The organism is Bradyrhizobium sp. Tv2a-2, assembly GCF_000472425.1.
In the GTDB taxonomy this organism is placed as follows: Bacteria; Pseudomonadota; Alphaproteobacteria; order Rhizobiales; family Xanthobacteraceae; genus Bradyrhizobium.
This window is the reverse complement of record NZ_AXAI01000004.1, coordinates 451,394-473,903: the sequence shown is the minus strand read 5'-3', so window position 1 is coordinate 473,903 and position 22,510 is coordinate 451,394. Positions and strand designations below refer to the sequence as shown.

The following is a 22,510-nucleotide window of genomic DNA, read 5'->3' as shown; positions in this document are numbered from 1 at the left end:
AATGAATGATGCCGCAGCAGCAAAATCGACGCAGGACTTCAGCGTTACTATGGCCAGCAGCGCTTCGCGCGTCTCTGCCGGTGGCGTCTGCGCCATTCTCCTTTCGCTGGTCGTGCTCCCGGCCTTTGCCGGCCGCAATCTGATTCAGGACCTGATCTTCCTGTTTTATATGCTGGCATTGGCGCAGTGCTGGAACCTACTGGCCGGTTATGCCGGTCTCATCTCCGTCGGGCAGCAGACCTTTGTCGGGCTCGGCGGCTATCTGCTGTTCGCCCTCACGCTGCTTGGCGGCATCAATCCACTGCTTGCCATTCCGCTCGCCGGTATTGTATCTGCACTCCTCGCGTTGCCCACCGCTTTGATCGTCTTCCGCCTGCGCGGCGCTTATTTTGCGATCGGTACCTGGGTCGTCGCCGAAGTTTACCGACTTGTTTTTGCCCAGTTCAAGCCGCTTGGCGGCGGCACTGGGACATCCCTGACGCCGGCGATCACCTCATCCGTGCCCGGCATCGAATGGGCGAAGACGCTATTTGACGTACGCACGCCGGCGGCCCGCGACATCGTTTCCTACTGGATGGCTCTGGCGTTGATGTCAGGCACGCTTGCCTTTGTATATTTCACCCTCCGCTCACGCCGCGGCCTAGCGCTGGGCGCGATCCGCGATCACGAGGCGGCAGCTTCCAGTCTCGGGGTCGACATCTATCGGACCAAGTTCGCCATCTATATCGGGACCGCCGCGGTGACCGGCATGATTGGCGCGCTCATCTATCTTCAGAAGGCCCGCATCTCTCCGGATGCGGCCTTCTCGGTACTCGATTGGACCGCTTATGTCCTATTCATCGTGGTGATTGGCGGCATTGGCACGATGGAAGGTCCAGTAATCGGCGCTATAATCTTCTACCTGTTGCAGCGCTATCTCGCCGACTTCGGCGCGTCCTACCTTATCCTGCTCGGCGCGCTCGGCGTCCTCGTCATGCTGTTTGCGCCAAGGGGCCTCTGGGGTCTCGTCTCCGAGCGCCACGGCTTGATATTGTTCCCAACCCGGCGCCGGTTGGTTGTCGCCCCCAAAGGGAGGATCAGGGCCGACACGTAAAGGCTGCGCGAAGCGGCCTTCACTGCTCGTGAAAGGCCCGATGAAAACTATCGCGGATCGGCTGGGTGATGTAGCGGAAGAAGCTGCGTTCTCCGAGTTGCACCATCGCTTCCACCGGCATTCCGGGCGTGAGATGGACGTTGGGCAGATGATCGAGCTGATCTTGGTCCAGCAAAATCTGCACCTTGTAGTAATCGGTCTTGGTCTTATCGTCGATGGTGACGTCCGACGCAACGAAGATGACACGTCCGCCCACAGACGGCACCAGGCGTTGCTTGAAAGCTGGAAGACGGATCTGCGCATCGAGGCCTGGATATACCACGTCGATGTCATCGGGCGAGAGATTGACCTCGGCAACGAGCCGGTCGCGCGATGGAACGAGTTCCATCACGGTGTCCCCAGGCTTGACGACCGCGCCGACATTGAAGACGTGCAAGTTGAGAATGGTGCCGTCTTCGGGCGCTACAATGTCCCGCCGTACGGCCACATCCTGTGCTGCCCGCAAACTGTCCTCGGCGTCGTTCAGCTTGGAACGAGCATCCCGCCTGTCGTCCGATACGTCCTGCAGCCGTTGATCCCGAGTCTGTTTCATGGACGAACGGCTCTCCGCAATGGTAGCGCGCGCGCGTTGGATCTGTCCGGCAAGATCACCCAACGTGCCGTTCAACGCAGCCTCGCTGCGTTGAAGTTGCAGTACTTCACTCAGCCTCGCCAATCCCTTTGAGAGCAATGTCTGCTTCACCTCGACCTCGCGCTGTATCAGCTCGAGTTGCTGCCCGGTCGCCCGCTGCTGTTGTTCGGCGGAGCTGATGACGGCAAGCTGCTGGTCGATGCGATCCCGCAGCACGGAGATCTGACTGTTCAGGCCGACCGTACGCGCCTCGAAAAGCGCGCGTTGCACGCTCATCGCATCGGCTGCTCGCGCGGCGTCGAGACCCCGACCGCCGGCGGCGGCCAGCAGCTCCGGTTGGAACTGTATCTTGGCGTCGCCTGCGGTTTCTGAATCGAGGCGAGCCAGTTGCGCAAGCAACGTCCATCGCTGTGCCTTCGCCGTCTCCGCCGCGGCACTTGCCTGCGCGTCATTCATTCGGATCAGCACCTGGCCGGCTCGAACGCGATCGCCAGCGTGCACCAGCAATTCCTGGACCGATCCACCCTCCTGGTTGGCGATGATTCGGTGTTCACCCTCGACGCCGATCGCGCCGTCTGCTATCGCGGCTTCGGCGAGCGGAGCGAACAATGACCAGGCCGCGAAGCCACCAAAAAAGATCGCCATGGAGATGAGGCCGAGCAGCACGACACTGTGCGTCGGCGGATGCGGCGCATCCATCCATGCCAACAACGGAGCCGGCTGCTCGAGCTGCGAGACAGCGATATTGTGCGGGAGCGCAGGGACCTGGGTCATGATGCGGCGCGGCTCTGTTCGCGTCGAATCGGTGCGGCAACCTTGGCGACGCTGACCTCGGTGCTCGGGCGATTGTCGGGGGCGGGCCGCGCTATAACGCGGTTCAGAACTTCGCTGCGTCGTCCGAACATCTCGACCGCACCATCCCGCATCATCAGCACCAGATCGACGTGCTGCACCAATGCTGGACGATGGGAGACAAGGACGACGGTGGTCTCAAGCGCCTTCAGCTTCTCCAGTGCGCTGATCAGATTTTTCTCGGAATCGCCATCGAGATTGCTGTTGGGCTCGTCCAGGACGATGAACCTCGGATTGCCGAACAAAGCGCGCGCCAGGCCGATCAATTGCCGCTGACCACCGGACAGGAACTGGCCGCTCTCGCCGATCTCGGTTTCGTAGCCCTGCGGCAACCGCAGTATCATCTCGTGGCATCCCGCAAGCCGCGCTGCCTCGAAGACCTGCTCTGGACGCGCTTCCCCCATCCGCGCGATGTTGCGGAACACTGTGCCGTCAAACAGTTCGACGCCCTGCGGCAGGTAGCCGACATATCGTCCAAAATCCTCCCGCATCCAGCTATGCACGCAAGCGCCGTCGAGGCGGACGGTACCGGCGCTGGGAGCCAGCGTTCCGATCAGCATCTTGATCAGCGTGCTCTTGCCGGCGGCCGACGGCCCAATCACCGCAAGGCTGTCGCCGGGGTTGAGGGTGAACTGGACGCCTTTCACGATCGCTGAATTGGTGTTGGGGAGGAGGTACGTGACTCGCTCCACCGAGAGGCGCCCGACCGGTTCGGGCAGCGGAAATCCGGGCGGGCGGAGGCGCGGCTGGCGCAGGAATGTCTGCAGCCGGAAGAAGGCCTGCCTCACCTGAACGAAGTGCTTCCAGCCACCGATCAGCATTTCGACCGGCGCGAGCGCCCGGCCCATGATGACAGAGCCCGCCATCGAGGCCCCCGACGTCAGCTCATGCTGCAGCACCAGATAGCATCCGACGCCGAGCACCGCGATCTGCACGCCCAGTCGCGAGAATTTGGCTATGGCCGACAGCACTGATCCTCTTTGCGCGGCGCATCGCTGCGGCATCAGCATTTCCGCCACGGACTCCTGCCAGCGTCCCATGACCGCCGGCATCATGCCCATGCTGTCAATCACCTCGGCATTGCGCGCGATGCTGTCGGCGCGCCGCTGCGAGTTGATCGCGGCAGTGTTCGCTTCCTTCGTCAGTCGCGATGTCATCAGCTCATTAAGCAGGGTCAGAACGAAAAGAGCGATCGCGCCGCCCGTCGCGACGAAACCCAGCATCGGATGCAGAATGAAAATGACGCCAAGAAACACCGGCACCCAGGGCACATCGTACAACGCGAGCGCTGCGGTCGATCCGACATAGCCGCGGCAGGTGGCGAGGTCCCGCAACGCCTCCATACGATAGGAGTGGCCGCACAGGACATTCTCGATCGCCCTTGCGAATCCCTCCGGGGCGACCTTCAATTCCACCCAGGTCGCCAGTCGCTGCATGATCTGGTTGCGCGAAAATTCCAGAATGGCCAGCAGCAGGATGGCGGTGCCTGCGATCAGCGAGAGATACAACAGAGTGTTGACGTTGCGCGTCGCCAGCACGCGGTCGAAAATCTGCATCATGTATATGGAAACGGTGAGCTGCAGCAGATTCACCATGCCACTGAATAAGCCAACCAGCAGCAACTGTTTCTTGCAACAGCCGACGCTACGGCTGAGGACGGTTTCGGTCGGCTCGCGCTGGTCAAGCGTTGCGAGCCTCGGCATCGACTTCATAACTTGAGTTCCCCGGCCTTATTCGCAACTTTTAGTTTAGATGTTAACCCCGGCAAATCTAGGAATTTGGTGCTACCGCAGTAACGCGGGTGATCGGCCGTGTAGTGGTTGTGTAACTGAGCGAAAGCGTGGTTGCGTTCACCGGCTCTTTTTCGCTCAGTTCGTGTTGGCGGCCCAATCTCACTCGCCCTCAGTTTGAAGTCGCGATGATGTGTCCTCGGTCGAGTGCGTAAATTGCTCCCGTAACGAAGAAAGACCATTCATCGCGACGCCTGTAGTACGGTCGATACCATGCGGTAATGCGACGTTGAAAACCTAAGGTTGTGTTCGAGGACGAGTTCCAAAGACTGCAACTCGTGTTCGAGCACGGTGTGTCAAACACAGTGAGGACGACTATGAATATGAATCTGGGACTGACTGACATCTCTCTACACACACTCGATATCATCGCGGGCACCGACAACGCGGATACGCTGGACGGAACTGCGGGGATCGACACCATCGTCGGCGGGAACGGCGACGACATGATAAACGGCGAAGCCGGGAACGACCTGCTCATTGGCGGCTCCGGCAACGACGTTATCTACGGCGGTGAAGGCGATGATATTGTGCTCGGGGATGACGCCGGCGCAACCAACGGCAATGATCAGTTGTTCGGCGGCGCTGGCGACGATCAACTGGACGGCGGCGTCGGGAATGACATCCTTCACGGTGGTGATGGTAACGATATTCTGACCGGTGATGAGGCCGGCAGACTTGGCGGCGATGATCAGCTGTTCGGCGATGCTGGCAACGATCAGCTGAACGGCGGCTCCGGGAATGACACTTTGGACGGCGGCCTCGATAATGACTTGCTCATCGGCGGCGCCGGGTCTGACACTCTGCACGGCGGAGACGGTCAAGACGTCTTGTGGGCTGGCGACGTTGACGCCATTAACGGCCAGGGGGCAATCGACCATCTATTCGGCGACGCAGGTGACGATACATTGCATGGTATCGGCAACGGCATCCTCGACGGAGGCGACGGCAACGACATGCTGATCGCTGGTGGCCAGCCGTTTGGCAAGGGCGACGAGCTGATTGGCGGTGCCGGCAATGATACCCTCGTTAGTGGCGCCGGCAACGATGTGATGGCCGGGCAAGAGGGTGCTGACACCTTCACGTTCAGCACGTCGGCTGGTGGTAACAGCCACGACGTCGTCCAAGATTTCCTCAACGGGAATGATGTCGTCGATCTCGTCGGGGTCGGCTCGGACTTCGACATCTTTGCCCATATGGTCGACGGTCCCAATGGTACTCTGGGAGCGACGCTCACGCTCGACAATGGCGCGAGCATTGAATTCCAGGGCCACACGGTAGCGGACCTTGAAGCCCATGCCAGCCAGTTCCACCTCGCATGACGTAGGGCTGAGGACGGCTTCGTAGCCTTTGTGGCGATGGCTTAACTGCCATCGCCACACCTAAGTGGGTGGCCATCGGCGAGCGAGGGCGGGACATTGGAGCGGCAGGTTCCTGATCTCCGCGGCGCACTAGCCGAGAGTACCAAGAGGGTAGGCCACGGTCATTCCAGTCCGTTTGGAACAGTCGTGCAACAAGGCTGCAGCGGAACGACGCGCTGCCGGTCGGTGCAAGCCCTGGTCCGGCTGCTGACCTTACCTAAATTTCATTTCGACTGCGGATCGATCGAGCGTTACCCCCTCGGGGCGGCGCCAAAGCCTTTCCAGTAGGAGAGGGCGATGCAACGCATATTCATTCTGGCGATCTTCCTTTTCGGGCTCACCGCTGCCCAATCCCAAACCAGCGCGCAGGTGAACGGCCAGACGAACAGTGGCGAGACCGGAACGACTGCGGCTTTCTCCGACCCGCTAAGTGTTCCGCCGTCTACTAGTACGGCAGTGGTCGCGGTCACGGGTGGCTCGTCCGCGGCGGGATCGTCGGCGGCAGCGTCCGCCGGCGCCGCATCGATCGCTGCGTCCGCGGCCAACACGTCTCAGTCGCCTCTGGAACTGTCGGGAGAGGGCCCGGATACTTCAACACAGGCCGCGGGCAGCACCGCCGCGGCGCCAAGTGCTCCACCACCCATCTGCGGACCCGCGGTCCCAACGACGGATGGCGGCTCGGCAAACATAGACCGATTGGCGGGAGGCGTGTCACTCGGCGGGTGTTGATGTAGTACTCGGTCGTGCCGGCCGCGTGAGTACGCAAGGAGACGGCGGGAGGATGGTTCCATCGGGGGCCGGGCGGCGACCTGAAATTCGGCTCAACCCCAATGACCAGGCGGTAATCCGCTGTGCGCTCAGCCGTAGAGGTCGCTGCTGATGCCGTATTCCTCGTAAATCTGTAAGGGATCGATGTCGGGATTGAGCCGGCACTTGGCCTGCGCCAGATGCAGGCTGACGGTCGCAGGCTCGCGGCCGCTGGCAAGCAGCTTCTTGATGTCGTCCATATGGGTCTTTGGCCGGTGCTTTTCCGGCAGCTGCTCCAGCGCCACGTAGGCGGTTGCGAGCGCCTCGGTGACGACCCATTCGTCGTGGCCGGTAATTCCTTTTCTAGGCATCGGCGCACCCGAAGATGTTGAGCGGGAGACATTGTAAACCGATCTCGCGCCCGCGGCTATTGTGTGGCGTCTACTCGACTTTCAACTGGGCGAACTTCACCACCTTGGCCCATTTCTCCGTCTCGTCCGCGACAAGCTTGCCGAATGCGGCTGGCGAGCCCGGCAGCGCGTCGCCGCTGATGGCGGCAAAGCGCGACTGCATCGTATTGTCGGCAAAGGCCGCATTGATCTCGCGGTTCAGCCGCTCGACGATTTCTGTGGGCGTCTTGAGCGGCGCCGCGATGCCGTACCACTGGCTTGCCTCATAACCGGGCAGGGAACTCGCAACCAGCGGCAGCTCCTTCAAGACCTCGGCGCTGGTCGGGCTGGTCACGGCGAGCGCCTTCAACTGCCCGGTCCTGACGTAATCGGCGGTGCCGGGCGCTGCGGCAAACAGGAGCTGGACCTGGCCGCCCAAAAGGTCCGCTAGCGCCGGGCTCTGGCCGCGATAGGGGACATGCATCATGGCGACGCCCGCCATGGCGCAGAATAATTCGCCCGCCATATGCGGCGCGCTGCCGGTGCCGGCCGAGGCCATGTTGATCTTGCCCGGATTGGCTTTCGCATAGGCGATCAGCGCGGGCACGTCCGCGACTTCGAGCGAGGGATGGACCAGCGCCACCATCGGCACGCGAATGACACCGGCGACGGGAGCGCTGTCGCGCAAAAAATCGAACTTGAGGTGGGGATAGAGCGTTGCATTCACCGCGTTCGGCAGCGTGGCGAGCAGCAGCGTGTAGCCGTCGGCGTCCGCCTTGATCGCAGCTTCGGTCGCGATATTGCCGTCGGCGCCGGTGCGGTTTTCGACCACGAAGGGCTGGCCCAGCCGGTCCGACAGCCACTGGCCGATCAGGCGCGCGGTGATGTCGACCCCGCCGCCGGCGGCAAAGCCCGCAATGATACGCACCGCACGTGCCGGATACGCGTCGGCAAAGCTCCGCGGCATTGCACCGAGCGCGGCGAGGCCGCCGAATAGGGTGAAGACATCGCGCCGTCTCATGCCCGTTCCTCGCTCAAGTCACCCCGATAAAATAGACGATTCATATACTCTGCCCGACGACGCAAACGGAATTGGGGTTGAAGGTGTTCGTTCGCACGCGTAAATGAGCGGGCGGCCGGGCTGCGTTGGGGACAAGTGCGGGCGGGCCGTGCATCCGTTGCCTCGCTGTTACAACATTGGCGTAAGCCCGGTCGGGAGTCGCGTTCCGCTGCTCCTGTCGCGCGGCTTGACGGCGAGGCTCGTGCGCGAGCAGGACGACACCTAAGCCATTCGGGGAGCTGCATGAGAATCCTGAGCTTCGTCTACCGGTTCCTCACCAATTTTGCCTTCCTCGCCGCGGTCTATTTCAGCCTGAACTACATCGAGAAGTACAACAACCGCGCCATCCTCGCGATGCTGGTCCTGGTCTATGCCGGCATGCGCGCGGTCTCGGCGGTGCGGCAGTTCTTCTTCTACCAGAAGATCGAGCGGATGGAGGTCGAGGCGCGCAGGCTGGTTTCGCTGATCGACCAAGGCGGCGCGGTGTCGCCGCTGAAGAAGCAGACCATCGCCGACGTCAGTGTGCTGCGCCGCGACAGCGAGGTGAAGGCCTATATGGACCTGTTCTTCCTCGCCCTCGTCGTGCTGCTCTGCGTCGCCAAGATCGTGACGGATTGAGGGGCGGCGAGTAAGCCGCCGTTGTCCCGGCCTTCGTCGGGACGACTCGTCGACGCGTTCCGATCCAATATTCAAACAGCAAAGTCCGTTGTTGCGAACGTAGGCGAAGCACGCCACGCTCGTGGCTCTGGATTGCTCCGGGCAGCCGCCGCATCGATCACAATCCTGCCTTCTTTGCGATCCACGTGGTCGCGGATGCGGGCCGTGTCGGGGGCAAGGAGCTGGCTCTGTCTCACGCTGGCGCTGAGCGCGCTGGCGTGGCTCGCCGCGCTGGGCGGGTTGTTGTCGGTTGCGCGGCATGTTCATGACGACGTGCCGGCGCTCTTGGCGAAGAAGCTGCCGCTCCTGAAAACTCATCCCTCCCTGATCTTCGCAGGCGAAAGCCGGACCGAATACCAGGTCGATCCGGTTCTCGCCGCGCAACTCACCGGCAAGCGCCCGGGCGATGCCGTCAACATCGCCTATGATGCGGGCGAGCCGCTGGCGCTCGAGGCCGCGATGCGCCGCGAGCCCGATGCATTTCGCAACGCTCACGTGGTCACGAGCGTGGCGCCGTTCCTGTTCAATGAAGGCGTGAAGTCTGCGGCGATCTATCCGCTCGATGTGACGGCGCGGTTGCCGGTCGCGGATCAAATGGCCGGCTTTCTGCCGTTGCGGATCGGCACGCTGATCCGCTTCGTGCGCGAGGCGTTTGCCTCGCGTCTTGCCGCGGACCAGGACATTGCCGATCGCGCAGCCGCGCCTGCTGCGTTCGGGCTGGTGACGATCGATCGATCCCAGCCGGCGGACCGCTGGCCCGCGACCATCGGGGCGCACGGCCATTACGCGAACTGGGACCTCACGGGGCCGAAGACGCACTTCGAGATCGGCGCTCTGTGCGACATGGTCAAGCTAACACGCAAGCTCACCGTGGTGATCCCGCCCTGGGCCCCGCGCTATGATCGCGCGTCCGATCCAAACTGGCGGGAAAGGGATGACGCCTACGTCGCTCTGGTCGAAGATGCCGGCCGGCGCTGCGGCTTCGAGGTGATCAATCTGCCGTCGATCCCTTCGCTCGCACAAGCCGACTATGCAGACGAGATGCACGTCACCGCTTCAGGCGTGCCGATCTATACCCGCGCGCTGGTGGCGCGGCTGAACCTGTAGCCGCCCGCGATGCTGTTCTCGTCCTTTACATTCCTGTTTCAATTCCTGCCTGCCACCATCCTGGCCTTTGCGGCCGCGCGCCTTCATTCGCCGCGGGCGGGGATTCTGGTGCTCGTGGCGGCGTCGCTGGTGTTCTACGGCGCGTGGCGGCCGGTCTACCTGCTTTTGTTTCTGGCGTCCGTTGCGACCAACTTCCTGCTCGGGCTCGCGATGGAGGATCCGCTGCGCCGCCGCGCGGTCGGTCTGTGCGGCGTAGCCCTCAATCTCGCGCTGCTCGGCTTTTTCAAATACGCCAATTTCCTCCTCGATACCGTCCATGATGTGAGCGGCGCGTCCCTCCCGCACCTCGATATCATCCTGCCGCTCGGCATCTCATTCTTCACGTTCCAGCAGATCGCCTATCTGGTCGACGTGATGCGTGGCGCCAAGGTCGAGCGTGACATCATAAGCTTCACGCTGTTCGTCGCCTTCTTCCCGCACCTGATCGCGGGTCCGCTTGTGCATCATGCGGAGATGATCCCGCAGTTCAAGCGCGAGCGGTTGGGCCGCTCGGCACGGCTTGCGGCGCAAGGCTGGGCGATCTTTGTCGCCGGTTTGTTCAAGAAGGTCGTGATTGCCGACAACCTCGCGCAATTTGCCAATCCGCTCTTCGCGCATGTGGACCTGGGCGGCAGCGTGCCGACGCAATGGGCGTGGCTTGCGATCCTCGCCTACACCTTGCAGATCTACTTCGACTTCTCCGGCTATTCCGACATGGCGATCGGGCTCGCGCTGCTGTTCGGCATTCGCTTGCCCGTCAATTTCCGCTCGCCCTACAAGGCTGTCTCGATCATCGAGTTCTGGCGGCGCTGGCACATCACGCTGTCGCGCTTCCTGCGCGACTATCTCTACATCCCGCTCGGCGGCAACAGGTTCGGCGTCGGGCGGCGCTACATCAACCTGATGCTGACGATGCTGCTTGGCGGGTTGTGGCACGGGGCGGGGTGGACCTTCCTGATCTGGGGCGGGCTGCACGGCCTCTATCTGGTCGTGAACCACCAGTGGCGGGACCGCAAGCGCCGATGGCCGGAAGGCGCCGTCGGACAAGCGGCCGCGTGGGGCCTGACATTTCTCGCGGTCGTGATCGCCTGGGTGTTCTTTCGCGCCAAGACGCTGCTGGGAGCAGGGCAGATGCTGACCAGCCTGGCGGGGCTCAAGGCTGCCGGCACTGCCTATGTGTCCGATGGCGTCGTTCGCGTAATGGATCTGCCGGTGCTGGTCGGTGAGGGGAGGCTGCTTTTGATCGGCTGGGGCGCGGTGATGTCGGCGCTGGCGGTTGCGCTGCTGCTGCCCAACGTGCCCCAGACCTTCAGATACCGCGAATACCGCCATGCGCCGGAGAGCCGCAGCTTCCTGTGCTGGCGGCTGAGTCTGGGCTGGGCAGTGCTCTGCGCCGTCGCGCTGGCGATTTCGCTGTTCGGGATGTGGCAGCGCGTCGAGTTTCTCTACTTCCAGTTCTAAGAGCATTTCCGGTTCTGATTGAATCAGAACCGGAGCTCTAGATTCTTGTTTTGACGCGTTTTCTTCACGCGAACCGGTCCCCACTTCGCTCGAAAACACTTTAGATCGATATCATTCGACGGAGTTTGTCTAAGGCCAGTTCGCGAGCTGAGGAAGCTCGCGGACGGGTGCACATGACCGCCTGGATGGCGGCTTGAGCATGCGCTTACTTCTCGCGTTTCTTCAGGCTGGCGACTTTCACCTGGCGGCGTGGTGTGATCTTGGCGGCTTCGGCCTGCTGCATCTTCCCAGACTTGCCGACATGGCCTGCGTGCCTCTGATTGCCGCGTCCATGGCCAAGTCTACCGACGGCGACCCTGTGCCCGGCGCGTGCAGCCGCCGCGGGCGGCTCGGGTTCGTTGGTCTGCGCGGCGGCCGCTTGCACTGGAGGCTGGGTCTTCTCCGGCATCGCGAACACGGTCTCGGATGGGGCCGGCAGTATTGCGGCGGCGTCCTCGGCCGGCGGCACGGGATTGGGCCAGAGCGCCGCGGGATTGTTCTGCATAGGCCGCTTGACACGGTCGAACGGCTCTCCGCTCAGGAGCAATTTGCCGTCAGGCGTCGAGAAGTCCGAAGCAACGGGTGCCACCAGCTGCTCGGCCTCGGCAAACACGAAACTCGGGAATTTCGGCCGCTCGGCAACAGGCAGGGTCTCCGGCGCCGGATGCTCGCGCCAGTCCTGCGGGTCGGTCGGTGTCGCCGGCCGGTCGGGCGTTGCGGGCACCACCTGGACGATGTGGTAGCCACGCACCTTCATTTCATGCAAAATCTTCGGCAGCGCCGCTGCGGTCCGCGCCTGGATGTCGTGCAGGAGCAGGATGCCCTTGTGCCTGGCCTCCAGCCGCTTGATCGCAAGGTCATAGACCTTGGCCGAGGAGATGTGCCGCCAATCGTCGGCGAGGAAGTCTGCGCTCCAGATCTGGATGCCCTTGGAGCCGAGATATTGCTCGACGTTCGGCCCGCGCAAAAGCCCGGGAACGCGGAAGAATGGCGCCAACGCCGATGGGTCGGTCAACGCCGCCGTCACCGAGGCGATGCCGTCGTCGACCTGCTTCTGCACCTTGTCCATCGGCATTTTTTCAAAGGTGAGCGGATGCGTCTGGCTGTGCGTGCCGATGGTGTGGCCGGCGGCGACCAGCTTGCGCACGCCGTCCGGAAAGGCACGCGCCTGCTCGCCGATCAGGAAGAACGTCGCCTTGGCGCAATTGTCGGCGAGGATCTGCAGCACCTGGTTGCTGTTCTTCGGCAGCGGGCCGTCGTCGAAGGTCAGCACCACCTCGTGGTCGCGCAGCGGCAGCGTTTCCGGATATTGCATGGTGCCGATGCGCGGGTGTGCGAGTGGATCGACCACGATGGTGCGCGAGGTGCCGATCGCGTCGGGGTGGCCGGGACATTCCTCGGCAAGGGCCGCCGGGACGTGGAGCGAGGCCAGCGCCAGCATGGCCAATCCACCGATCCGGACGCCGATCGTGCTGCTACTTCCCATCACTCAACCGCTCGCATTCCCGCTCGACTAGACCATGATTGCATACAAGCGGATGAACACAACATTAACCGCCCAGTCACGCACCTTTTGATGTCACAAAGACGTCACATCAGGGCGTCCGGCTGATATCAACCGTGGCTTGCTTCGGGACGACTTGCACCACGTGATAGTCGTTCTCGCGCAGATAGCGCAAAAAAGCCGGCAACATGGCCGCGGTGTGCGCCTTGGGATCGTGCAGGAGGATGATGCCCTTTCGCGCCTCCTTCAGCCGCCGGATCAGGAGCTCGAGTTCCTGTTTCGATGACATTTCGTGCCAGTCGCTGGCCCAGAGGTCGGCACCGAACACCGAGATGCCGCGCGATTGCATGAGATCAAGCAGGGCAGGGGTCGATTGGAAGCCGGGAAACCGGAAGAACGGTGTCGACGGCGTGGTCGTCGCGGTGCCGTGCAGCGCCTTTTCATCGGCTGCGATGCCGCGGTCGATCTGACTGATCGCATCGCTTTCGGGCATGTGCGCGAGATCCGGATGCGACCAGCTATGATGGCCGATCGTGTGGCCGCCTGCCTCGATCAGCTTCACGATGTCAGGATGCTCGGAGGCCGGCTTGCCGATCAGGAAGAAAGTCGCGTGCACGCATTCCTGGGCCAGCGCAGCCAATACTTTCTTGGTCGTCGGCGGCCAGGGCCCGTCGTCGAAGGTCAGCACCACCTCCTTGTCGCGCAGGGGCAGGGATTGCGGAAAGCTCTTCAGGCCGACACGCGGATAAGTCGCCGCATCGACGGCGATGACGCGCGAAGTGCCGAGCGCATCCTTGCGCGGGCAATCAGTGGTCGCGGCCTGCGCGGTTCCACCGAGCACAGCCAACACGAATAACGAAGCAACAAGGGTGGAGCAATTCAAAGCAAGAAATCTCCATGTGAAAACTCGGGCGATTATCGTTAATCACGCCTTAATCGGCTTGACCGATGATGCTTTTAGCGGGCGCGATCGGCAAATTCGAGTCTTGTTCGGCGGTTGCAATCCGGTCTCGCACGTGGAACAGCGCGGGGTTAAGTCATGCAGCGGTTTCGGCTGAAGGCGGACGGTCGGATTGTTGAATTGCGCGACGGGCGGGAATTTCCGCTCGCGCCCGAGATGGATGCAAGGGCGGGGGGCGAGACGCTGGCCGTGCGCGACCTGCGCCGCCGCGCGCAGCTCACCCAGCAGGAATTTGCCGCCAAGGTCGGCGTGCCCGTCGAAACCATCAGGAACTGGGAGCAGGGCAAGCGCATGCCGCGCGGGCCGGCGCGCGCCTTGCTCGCCGTCATCGCGCATGCACCCGATACGGTGTTTGCCGCCCTGTCAAAGGGCTGATCAGGCCTGTCGGGGCCACGGTTGGCAGAGGCACTCGCGCGGGACATAATACCCGTGTAACGCTTTTCGAGTCTCTGCCATGCATGTCATCGAAGCCAATGGTGCCAGAATTCCCGCGATCGGACTTGGCACCTGGGAGCTACGCGGGCGAACCTGCGCACGCATCGTCGAGCAGGCGCTGAAGCTCGGCTATCGCCATCTCGACACCGCGCAGGCTTATGACAACGAGCGCGAGGTTGGCGACGGCATACGCGCCTCCGGCGTGAAGCGCGACGAGATCTTCCTCACCACCAAGATCTGGACCAATCATTTCGCTCCGCACGAGCTGGAGCGCTCGGCAAAGGAGAGCCTGGTCAGGCTGCGCCAGCCCTACGTCGACCTGTTGCTGCTGCACTGGCCCAACCCGCAGGTGCCGCTGGCCGAGACGCTCGGCGCGCTTGCGCACGCCAAAAGCATGGGGCTCGCGCGTCACATCGGCGTCTCCAACTTCACGGTGGCGCTGATCGAGCAAGCGGTGAAGGCCTGTCCCGAGCCGCTGGTCTGCGACCAGGTCGAATATCATCCCTATCTCGACCAGAGCAAAGTGATGGCTGCGTGCGCGCAAGCCGGAATGGCGCTGGTTGCCTATAGCCCCGTGGCCAAGGGCAAGATCAAGACCGACGAGACGCTGGGTCGGATCGGCCGCTTCTACCGCAAGACGCCGGCGCAGGTTTGCCTGCGCTGGCTCGTCCAGCAGAATGTCCCGGCGGTCCCGCGGACCTCGAAGATCGAGCGGTTGTCGGAAAACCTCGATATTTTCGATTTCGAGCTCACCGACGAGGAAATGAAAGCGATTTTCGCGCTTCATAATCCCAAGGGACGCATGACCGATTTCGGATTCGCGCCGAAATGGGATTGAGGCCGCAGCAGTAACCAGTATCATTGCGACCGGGGACGGCAATCTATTCGGTCAATTGCAATGCACGTTCGGCAGCTCATCCAGCCGGGCATAACGGCGTCAGCGCTCGCGCATCTTCTGCTGCTCGGGCTCGTCGTGCTGTTCAGCGAGGTGCATCCGTTCGGCACAGTGACGGCCGAGCCGATCGCCGTCGATCTCGTCACGCCGGACGAGATTGCGAAAAAGCCGGACGAGCCGAAGCCCGATAGCGACAAGCTGCAGCTGCAGTTCCCGAAGGAGGACGTCACCGCGCCCGCGCAGCAGGCCGCTTCGTCGCCGCCAGCGGCGCCACCGTCGCCGCCCGCTGCCGCTCCGGCCAAGCAACAGCCGCGCGCCGGGGGGGCCGATCGACGCGAGGCTGCGGCCGCCGCGCAGCCGCAACCCGCGCAGCCGCAATCCGCCCAAACGCAACCCGCACAGCCGCAACCCACACAGCCGCAACCCACACAGCAGCCGTCTTCGACGCCGCCGCCGACAATGCCGGTGGCGTCGCAACAGCAACAGCAGCCGGCCTACACGCCGCCCGAGCCAGACGTGACAGTCAAATATGGCGTCATGCTCGGCCTGCCGGACGCGCTGCCGCCGCTTCCAAGCTCATCCAGCGACAAACCGGGCGACGGGACCGACGCCAACGCGTCGTCAGCGGCCAATATCGCCTCAAACGTGGTCGCAAAGTTCCGCGAGCATCTGAAGACCTGCGCGAAGCTGCCGGCTTCCGTGGCGCGCTCCGACAATGTCTTTGTCAGATTGCGCGTGCTGATGACGCCGCAGGCGCGGCTTGCGGCCGAGCCGATCCTGATCGAAGGCTCCGCGTCCGTAAAAGCGCTGGACATGAAGGAGAGCGCGGCCCAGGCGCTGTCAGACTGCCAGCCCTATGACATGCTGCCCGCGGACCGCTACGGAGAATGGAAAGTGCTCGACCTCTCCTTCACGCCGCAAGACTTCTCCTAAAGCGCGATGAGGTTTGGTTGAATCGTCATCGCGTTTTAGGTCTTTGATTGAGCATGATCTTTTCGGAAAACCGCTACACACTTTTCCGGATCATGCTTTAGCTTCCCATTGCCTGCCAGGCCGTGGACGCAAATTGCCGCCGCCAGGTCACGATGACGACCGCGGCCGTCGTCACGAATAGCACCCACGGGCTGATGAACCAGCCAAGATAGCCGAGCGCAAAGAAGAAGGCGCGCTGGCCGCGGTTGAAGTGCCGGCCCGCCGCCTCGAACAGGCGGGTGGTGCGCAACACATGCGCCTCAGCCTGTGGCGTGTCACGGTGTCCGGCCGGCGGCATCGCGCCATAGAGGATCGCGACATAGTTGAACAGACGGTAAGCCCAGGCGAATTTGAAGAAGGTGTAGACGAAGATCAGGATCAGGCCGACGCATTTGACCTCCCACAGATGCGCCGACTGGCTCAAATCGACGGGCAGCTTGCCCAGGATGATCGCGGCGTCAGGACCAGCGCGCAACAGCGCCAGTGACCCGCCGATGGCAAAGGCGCTGGTCGAGGCGAAAAAGGCGGTGCCGTTCTGCAGCGAGGCCATGATCTGCATGTCGACCATCCGCGCCTCGCGGTCGAGCAGCCGGCGTACCCAGACCTCGCGATAGACGTTCATCCGCGCCGACAGGCTGTCGCGGCCATAGGCTGTGTGCTCCAGCGTGACGGCGTAGACCAGCCATTCCAGGATGAAAAAGCCGACCGCCAGAATGTCGACCGAATAGGACCCCATGCTCGCTGCCTCGTTGCGGACGTGCTAGAGCAGGATCCGAACGGATCGCGCTCGATCAAAAAAGCGCTCAGGCGCTCGCGTCACCATACCTGTAAAAGGATTCGTCCGGGATGACCCTGACCCTCGTGATCGGCAACAAGAATTATTCGTCATGGTCGATGCGGCCGTGGCTGGCGCTGCGCGCCAACGACATCCCCTTCGAGGAAGTGTTCGTTCCGCTCTACACCGACAATCCCGCCGACAAGCAGCGTATCCTGAGTTTTTCGCGCGCGGGTAAGGTGCCTGCGCTGGTGGATGGCGACATCACGGTGTGGGATTCGCTTGCCATCATCGAATATCTCGCCGAGCGTTTTCCGCAGGCAAAACTCTGGCCCGAGAACCGCTCCATGCGGGCGCATGCGCGCTCGATCTCGGCGGAGATGCATTCAGGCTTCATGCCCTTGCGCAATGAATGCGGCATGAACCTGCACCGGCCGGTCGGTCCGGTCGCGCTGTCCGCCGATGCCAAGGCCAATATCGTGCGGATCGAGGAGATCTGGCGCGATTGCCGGCAACGCCATGGCAAGGGCGGCCCGTTCCTGTTCGGCGCGTTTTGCGGCGCGGACGCGATGTATGCGCCGGTGGTGCATCGCTTCCGCACCTATGCGGTCGACCTCGGCGCGGAGGCGAAAGCCTACATGGAGACGATGATGGCGCTGCCGGCGTTTCGCGAATGGACGGAAGCGGGACTTGCCGAGACGCTTCGGATCGAGAAGTTCGAGACCGTTTGAGCGAAGCGACATTCAATAAGACGGCGTTCGCGGCTTGACGGACGGTCGCGAACGCGCCCAAATCTTCGGTAGCGAGCAGAGCTCAAGCAAAGGGAATGACCATGGGCATCCTCGATTCACTGGAGAACAATCCGGCCTTCCGAAGCGCACTCAGCCAGCTCGGCGCAGCCGTGTTGCCGGTGGTGATGAGCGAGGTCATGGGCACCGGCGGTCAGGGCGGCCTTTCCGCTGTCGTCGCCAAGCTCCAGCAGTCCGGTCTCGGCGATCAGGTCAAGTCCTGGATCGGCAATGGACAGAACCTGCCGATCACCGCCGACCAAGTCAGTCAGGTGCTGGGTAACGACACCGTCCGGCAGATCGCCGCCAGGTACCACATTCCCATCGACCAGGTGGCGGAGGTGCTGGCGCACCAGCTACCGCTTGCCGTGGACAAGGCGAGCCCCGACGGCAAGCTGCCGCACACGGCCTGATAAAGCCGGGTCCCGGCGGCGGGCAGGCCCCCTCGGCCGTCGGCTTCGGATAGCCTCCGGTAATCGGCTATCGCCCTGAAACGAAAGAAAAAATGCGGATTTGCCATGCCGCTATGAGGCTGGCCAATTCGCGCTGGCGCGTGCTATACCCCGCCCCGGGTGGTTATCCATGAGGCCGCAAGCTTAGGGACCAAAGAAGCAGCGGCCCGGTATAATGGTGTGATGGAGAGGGCGTTGAAGCACAAATTCCCCGTTGGATCGACCGTGTACTTCACTGCGAGCAATATCTCGCGTCCGGCCGCGACCGGTACCTATGAGGTGATGCGCCAGCTCCCGAGCGACGGCGATGATTGCCAATACCGGATCAAGAGCTCCACGGAAGCGTTCGAGCGGGTCGCGAAGGAAAGCCAGCTGGCGATGTCGTGAGGCTGCGCGCAGCATTGCCGAAAACGGACGAAGGCCTGACACCCAGCGCGCAGAACTTGCGCGTGAAGCCGTATCGACAGAGGAACGCCTGCGGCCCAAGTGCCGAGAGGCGCTCCTCCGCTCCGGAGCCGCTACGGCCATAGCCACGCTGCGGAACCCGCGCAAGTCGTGCCGAGAAACCGGTTCATAGCAATTCTGCCAAGTGCTCCATGCGCTTGCAGCGGCATCCGGCATCGTTGAATATGCGTCAGGCTGGCTCAGGAACGAATACGCATGAATTGGGCATGGCCTACGTCACTCGACCAGATATCGTCGGCGTTTCCCATGTGGCTGACGCTTGCCGCCGCAGTCTTCTTCGGCCTGTTGACGCTGATCACGGTGGTGCGCGCCGAGAGGTCGGTCGCCAACGGTGCGCTCACCGTCATCGCGCTGCTCGCGGTCGGGATTGCGGTGGCGGCGACCATTCGCGGCTCTGGCACAACCGCAACCCGCGGTGCCGGCGGCGAGGCGCGGATGACGCCTGCTTCGACTGCTGCGATTCCCTCGCTCGCCTGTCTTGATGATCTCGCCGGCGACATGGTGCTCGGGGTCTGCGAAAAGGCGGTGTTTGCCTCGGCGGAATCCACCGCCGCTGCGGTGAGCTATGTCGCCGGCCAGATTTCGCGGCTGACCGCCTCTGGCGATGCTGCAACCGCAGGCAAGAGCATGACGCCGGAACTGCAGGCGCTGCGCCGTTCGATCGAGCACGATCGCTATGGCATCGTGGCGCAGGTGCTGCAGGTACGCGACCATTGTACGCCGACCGAATGCACGGTTTTTCGCGCGCTGACCGACAACCACCAGATCATCACCAACATGGACGAGCACCTCTATGAGGGGCTCGTCAACCGCTACGCCACGATCTGGACCGCGCCGCCGCCGGCCGCTGTTGCCGCGGCGCCGGGGATTGGGGCGCTTGCGGGCTATCCGCCTTCGGTGCCCACGGGCAGACCGACCAATGCCGACTTCCCATCCTCGAACTCGATTCCGCCCGTCAGCATCATGTCGCCCGAGCCCACCGCGCGCGAGAAGCCGGCGCCGGCAACCGCAGCAGCGCCCGCGGCACGTCCGAGCCCCGCGCCTTCGCAATCGCCAGCGCCGGCCGCGTCTGCGGCAAAGAAGTCCGCCGCCAAGCAGCCGCCGCATCCGCAACCTGCGCCCGCAGCTCAGCCGACGCAGATTTCCCCAGCGCCGTCGGCACCTGCGGCGTCGAATGATTGATCGGGCATCCCGCGACCGTTAGGTTTGACCAATCATGACGCTTCATCTGATCAAGCTGGCCGTTGGCTGCGATTCCGTGAAAGATCTGAAGGGACGGGTTGCGGAACGCATGAAGGTGGCCAAGGCCAAGGGCCTGCCCCAGCGCCACATCCACATCACCCGGATGACGCCGAAGCGCATCGAGGACATCCTTGCTGGCGGCTCGCTCTATTGGGTGATCCGCGGTGAGGTCGCTGCCAGAGAGAAAATCGTCGCCATCGAGCCGTTCCGCGACAAGGACGGCATCGGGCGCTGCCGGATCGTGATGCAGCCCAGGGTGATCGCGGTCTCGCCGCGGCCGATGCGACCGTTCCAGGGATGGCGCTACCTGAAGCAGGCTGACGCCCCGCCGGATCTCACCAAGACCTCGGCCACCGGCCTTGCCGCCATGCCGGAACCGATGCGCCGCGAGCTGCGCGAACTGGGACTGCTGTAGCTTCATCTCTCCCGATAAGAGGCGGGGACCTCCCGCGTTCGCAGAAGCTCAAACCCCGATATTGTCGATCAACCGGGTCTTGCCGAGGCGGGCGGCAACCACGATCCGCAGCGGGCCGTCCTTGATTGAGGTCACTGGGGCCAGCGTTTCGGAGTGGCGGAGCTCGAAGTAGTCGAGGGCAAAGCCCGCCGCGGCGATGATCTCGCTGCCCGCGGCCATCGCGGTCTCGATGTCGGTGCCACCGCGCAACAGCCGGGCGCTCTCCTTCATGGCGCGGTGAAGCTCGGGGGCGATCCGCCGTTCCTCCGCCGACAGGTAGACGTTGCGGGAGGACATCGCGAGCCCGTCGCGTTCGCGCACCGTCTTCGACCCGACCACCCTGACGCCGAGATCGAGGTCATCAGCCATCCGCGTCACCACCCGCAATTGCTGGAAGTCCTTCTCGCCAAAAATCGCAACATCGGGCCGCACCTGGGTGAACAATTTGGCCACCACGGTCGCGACCCCGCCGAAGAAGTGCGGGCGGAAGCGGTCCTCGAGGCCCACGGTTGCCGGCCCCTCCGGCACGACGCGGGTGGAAAAGCCGTCCGGGTACATCGCCTTGGCGTCGGGATGCCAGATCAGGTCGGTCTTCTCCGCTGCAAGCTTTGCGACATCTTCCTTCCAGGTCCGCGGATAGGCGCCGAAATCCTCTGTCGGTGCGAACTGAGTCGGATTCACGAAGATAGAGACGACGACCTTGTCGGCGCGGCGCTTGGCAAGCCGGACCAGCGCCACATGGCCGTCATGGAGGGCACCCATGGTCGGCACCAACGCGACGGTGGCCTTGCGGCTGCGGAGATGATCTACGGCACGCCGCAAAGCGGGAACTGTGCGGACGATCTGGGGAGTGCGGGGCATCTGGGCTCGGCGAGTTGAGGTCGGAACGGCGCGTCTCGCCTTTCCACGCGCAGACGGCGTTGGCAAGCGGGCGGCGTATTTGCACGCAAGCCGACTCTAGCAAGACCAACGTTGCTGCGCCACGCGCGTCGATTGGCATCGACGTGTTGATCGCGTGCATCACCCGCGAAAAATTTGTCGGATCGAGCACAGACGATGCAACGGCCGCGGGCGATTCATCATTAAGACGAACGAGCTCGATTTAATACGCATCGCGCGCATTTCGCTTGACCGCGAACGCGCGCGACTCGAAGATGCGCAAGGGGTCAAAACATGCTGCTGCAGGCTAGCCAAGGGCAATCGGGCTCTGCCCATGTCGTCGTGCTGGGCAATGAGAAGGGCGGGTCGGGGAAGTCGACCGCGGCGTTGCACATCGCGGTTGCCCTTTTGAAGGCAGGCCAGCGCGTCGCCACCATCGATCTCGATTGCCGCCAGCAGAGCTTCACCCGCTACATCAACAACCGCAGCGCCTGGGCGCGGCGAACCGGACTCAATCTCGAGTTGCCGGTGCATTGCTGCATTCGCCTCGGCGAGACCATGCAGATCGCCGACAACGAGAACTCAGAATTCCAGCAATTCGTCGAGGCGGTCAGCGCGGTGGAGCGGACGTTCGACTTCATCGTCATCGACACGCCCGGAACCGACAGCTACCTGATGCGGCTCGCCCATTCGATGGCCGACACCCTGGTCACGCCGATCAATGACAGCTTCCTGGATTTCGACGTGCTGGGCCAGGTCGATCCCGCGACCTATGCCGTGACCGGCCCCAGCCACTATGCCGAGATGGTGCGGGATACCCGCCGCAAGCGCCGCCAACTGGACGGTGCGACGACGGACTGGATCGTGGTGCGCAACCGCCTCTCGATGCTGGGCTCGCGCAACAAGCAACTCGTGGCCGACGGATTGAAGGAATTGTCCTTCCAGCTCGGTTTTCGCGCCATCGACGGTTTTGCCGAGCGCGTGGTCTACCGTGAGTTCTTTCCGCGGGGGCTGACAGCACTCGACGATATCGACGAGGCGACGCTCGGCACCCGCCCGTCGCTTGGTCACGTCACCGCGCGCGAGGAGGTGACGAGCCTGTTGCGCCAGCTCAAGCTGCCGCTGGATGAGCGCGGCCGGCGCCGCGCTGCCAACCGGGCCGAATGGTTCACCCAGGTCGACAAGCCGCTCGAGGTGCACGACATTATCGCTTGAGGCGGCGCGGTAATTAACTACTACCCATGATTGATCTAGCGCAATGTGAAGCCCGCGAAAGCGGGCTTTTTATTGTTTGTTTAGACAGGATTTGAACCAGACTTTGACGGAAGACGTCTGAATATCGGCGAAATGCAGCCGGAACGGCGACTTTCTCCCATTGCGCAACAATTAGGTGCGACGCACAACGTTCAGGCCGGCATTTCACAATATTTGGCCTTCCCGTCACGTCGCCGTTACATATACT

Annotated in this window: 23 protein-coding genes; 14 read left to right on the top strand and 9 right to left on the bottom strand. The window is 63.0% G+C overall.

Annotated elements, in window-relative coordinates:
* Position 1: 1 nt before the first annotated feature.
* On the top strand, positions 2-1,093 hold the full coding sequence (locus A3AI_RS0111055) for a branched-chain amino acid ABC transporter permease (RefSeq protein ID WP_024515637.1): 1,092 nt from the start codon (positions 2-4) through the stop codon (positions 1,091-1,093).
* Between the two features lie 19 nt (positions 1,094-1,112).
* Here A3AI_RS0111055 and A3AI_RS0111050 read toward each other — a convergent pair whose 3' ends face one another.
* Together A3AI_RS0111050 and A3AI_RS0111045 are read right to left on the bottom strand one after the other, a co-directional pair.
* A complete protein-coding gene (locus A3AI_RS0111050) occupies positions 1,113-2,423 on the bottom strand; it encodes an HlyD family type I secretion periplasmic adaptor subunit (protein WP_198030093.1) in 1,311 nt (436 codons plus the stop codon).
* 71 nt (positions 2,424-2,494) lie between these two features.
* Positions 2,495-4,288 (bottom strand): type I secretion system permease/ATPase, encoded by a 1,794-nt coding sequence (locus A3AI_RS0111045; protein ID WP_024515635.1) that lies wholly within the window; start codon positions 4,286-4,288, stop codon positions 2,495-2,497.
* Between the two features lie 395 nt (positions 4,289-4,683).
* On the opposite strand from A3AI_RS0111045, the gene A3AI_RS0111040 reads away from it, so the two are divergent.
* The gene (locus tag A3AI_RS0111040; protein ID WP_024515634.1) at positions 4,684-5,688 is read left to right on the top strand and encodes a calcium-binding protein; all 1,005 of its coding nucleotides are present in this window, start codon (positions 4,684-4,686) and stop codon (positions 5,686-5,688) included.
* Between the two features lie 290 nt (positions 5,689-5,978).
* On the opposite strand, the gene A3AI_RS0111035 is transcribed toward A3AI_RS0111040, so the two are convergent.
* The 3 genes from A3AI_RS0111035 to A3AI_RS0111025 form a co-directional block, all read right to left on the bottom strand.
* A complete protein-coding gene (locus tag A3AI_RS0111035) occupies positions 5,979-6,275 on the bottom strand; it encodes a hypothetical protein (protein ID WP_024515633.1) in 297 nt (98 codons plus the stop codon).
* 309 nt (positions 6,276-6,584) lie between these two features.
* The gene (locus tag A3AI_RS0111030; RefSeq protein ID WP_024515632.1) at positions 6,585-6,845 is read right to left on the bottom strand and encodes a hypothetical protein; all 261 of its coding nucleotides are present in this window, start codon (positions 6,843-6,845) and stop codon (positions 6,585-6,587) included.
* A gap of 70 nt (positions 6,846-6,915) precedes the next feature.
* Positions 6,916-7,884, bottom strand: a complete 969-nt coding sequence (locus tag A3AI_RS0111025; RefSeq protein ID WP_024515631.1) for a tripartite tricarboxylate transporter substrate binding protein — start codon at positions 7,882-7,884, stop codon at positions 6,916-6,918.
* Positions 7,885-8,166: 282 nt separating this feature from the next.
* On the opposite strand from A3AI_RS0111025, the gene A3AI_RS0111020 reads away from it, so the two are divergent.
* From A3AI_RS0111020 to A3AI_RS0111010, 3 genes are all read left to right on the top strand, one after another.
* Positions 8,167-8,541, top strand: a complete 375-nt coding sequence (locus tag A3AI_RS0111020; protein WP_024515630.1) for a hypothetical protein — start codon at positions 8,167-8,169, stop codon at positions 8,539-8,541.
* A 204-nt stretch (positions 8,542-8,745) separates the two neighbouring features.
* Positions 8,746-9,687, top strand: coding sequence for a hypothetical protein (locus A3AI_RS0111015; protein WP_156927720.1), 942 nt, complete (start codon positions 8,746-8,748; stop codon positions 9,685-9,687).
* 9 nt (positions 9,688-9,696) lie between these two features.
* Positions 9,697-11,187 carry an MBOAT family O-acyltransferase gene (locus A3AI_RS0111010; protein ID WP_024515628.1) on the top strand — a complete coding sequence of 497 codons (1,491 nt, stop codon included), beginning with the start codon at positions 9,697-9,699 and terminating at the stop codon, positions 11,185-11,187.
* A 205-nt stretch (positions 11,188-11,392) separates the two neighbouring features.
* Here A3AI_RS0111010 and A3AI_RS0111005 read toward each other — a convergent pair whose 3' ends face one another.
* Together A3AI_RS0111005 and A3AI_RS0111000 are read right to left on the bottom strand one after the other, a co-directional pair.
* Positions 11,393-12,712 (bottom strand): polysaccharide deacetylase family protein, encoded by a 1,320-nt coding sequence (locus A3AI_RS0111005; protein ID WP_051382351.1) that lies wholly within the window; start codon positions 12,710-12,712, stop codon positions 11,393-11,395.
* A 109-nt stretch (positions 12,713-12,821) separates the two neighbouring features.
* Positions 12,822-13,613, bottom strand: coding sequence for a polysaccharide deacetylase family protein (locus A3AI_RS0111000; protein WP_036047874.1), 792 nt, complete (start codon positions 13,611-13,613; stop codon positions 12,822-12,824).
* Positions 13,614-13,769: 156 nt separating this feature from the next.
* Between A3AI_RS0111000 and A3AI_RS0110995 the strand changes: the two genes are divergently transcribed.
* From A3AI_RS0110995 to tolA, 3 genes are all read left to right on the top strand, one after another.
* Positions 13,770-14,066: a helix-turn-helix domain-containing protein gene (locus A3AI_RS0110995; protein ID WP_024515625.1), complete on the top strand. Its 297-nt coding sequence runs from the start codon at positions 13,770-13,772 to the stop codon at positions 14,064-14,066.
* A gap of 79 nt (positions 14,067-14,145) precedes the next feature.
* Entirely contained in the window at positions 14,146-14,964 is an 819-nt protein-coding gene (locus A3AI_RS0110990) for an aldo/keto reductase (RefSeq protein WP_024515624.1), read from the top strand.
* A 60-nt stretch (positions 14,965-15,024) separates the two neighbouring features.
* Complete coding sequence (tolA, locus tag A3AI_RS0110985) at positions 15,025-15,954, top strand: cell envelope integrity protein TolA (RefSeq protein WP_024515623.1); 930 nt, start codon at positions 15,025-15,027, stop codon at positions 15,952-15,954.
* Positions 15,955-16,051: 97 nt separating this feature from the next.
* On the opposite strand, the gene A3AI_RS0110980 is transcribed toward tolA, so the two are convergent.
* Positions 16,052-16,729 carry a DUF599 domain-containing protein gene (locus tag A3AI_RS0110980; RefSeq protein WP_024515622.1) on the bottom strand — a complete coding sequence of 226 codons (678 nt, stop codon included), beginning with the start codon at positions 16,727-16,729 and terminating at the stop codon, positions 16,052-16,054.
* Between the two features lie 110 nt (positions 16,730-16,839).
* Here A3AI_RS0110980 and A3AI_RS0110975 point away from each other — a divergent pair, with 110 nt between their 5' ends.
* The 5 genes from A3AI_RS0110975 (at position 16,840) to A3AI_RS0110955 (ending at position 20,130) form a co-directional block, all read left to right on the top strand.
* Positions 16,840-17,499, top strand: coding sequence for a glutathione S-transferase family protein (locus A3AI_RS0110975; RefSeq protein WP_024515621.1), 660 nt, complete (start codon positions 16,840-16,842; stop codon positions 17,497-17,499).
* Between the two features lie 101 nt (positions 17,500-17,600).
* Complete coding sequence (locus tag A3AI_RS0110970) at positions 17,601-17,969, top strand: YidB family protein (RefSeq protein ID WP_024515620.1); 369 nt, start codon at positions 17,601-17,603, stop codon at positions 17,967-17,969.
* Between the two features lie 222 nt (positions 17,970-18,191).
* Positions 18,192-18,395: a hypothetical protein gene (locus A3AI_RS0110965; RefSeq protein ID WP_156927719.1), complete on the top strand. Its 204-nt coding sequence runs from the start codon at positions 18,192-18,194 to the stop codon at positions 18,393-18,395.
* Positions 18,396-18,668: 273 nt separating this feature from the next.
* Positions 18,669-19,655, top strand: coding sequence for a hypothetical protein (locus A3AI_RS0110960; RefSeq protein ID WP_024515618.1), 987 nt, complete (start codon positions 18,669-18,671; stop codon positions 19,653-19,655).
* Positions 19,656-19,689: 34 nt separating this feature from the next.
* Entirely contained in the window at positions 19,690-20,130 is a 441-nt protein-coding gene (locus A3AI_RS0110955; protein WP_024515617.1) for a DUF1489 family protein, read from the top strand.
* A 48-nt stretch (positions 20,131-20,178) separates the two neighbouring features.
* Here A3AI_RS0110955 and panC read toward each other — a convergent pair whose 3' ends face one another.
* A complete protein-coding gene (gene panC / locus A3AI_RS0110950; protein ID WP_024515616.1) occupies positions 20,179-21,030 on the bottom strand; it encodes a pantoate--beta-alanine ligase in 852 nt (283 codons plus the stop codon).
* A 312-nt stretch (positions 21,031-21,342) separates the two neighbouring features.
* Between panC and A3AI_RS0110945 the strand changes: the two genes are divergently transcribed.
* Positions 21,343-22,263 carry a division plane positioning ATPase MipZ gene (locus tag A3AI_RS0110945; RefSeq protein ID WP_024515615.1) on the top strand — a complete coding sequence of 307 codons (921 nt, stop codon included), beginning with the start codon at positions 21,343-21,345 and terminating at the stop codon, positions 22,261-22,263.
* Positions 22,264-22,510: the final 247 nt, after the last annotated feature.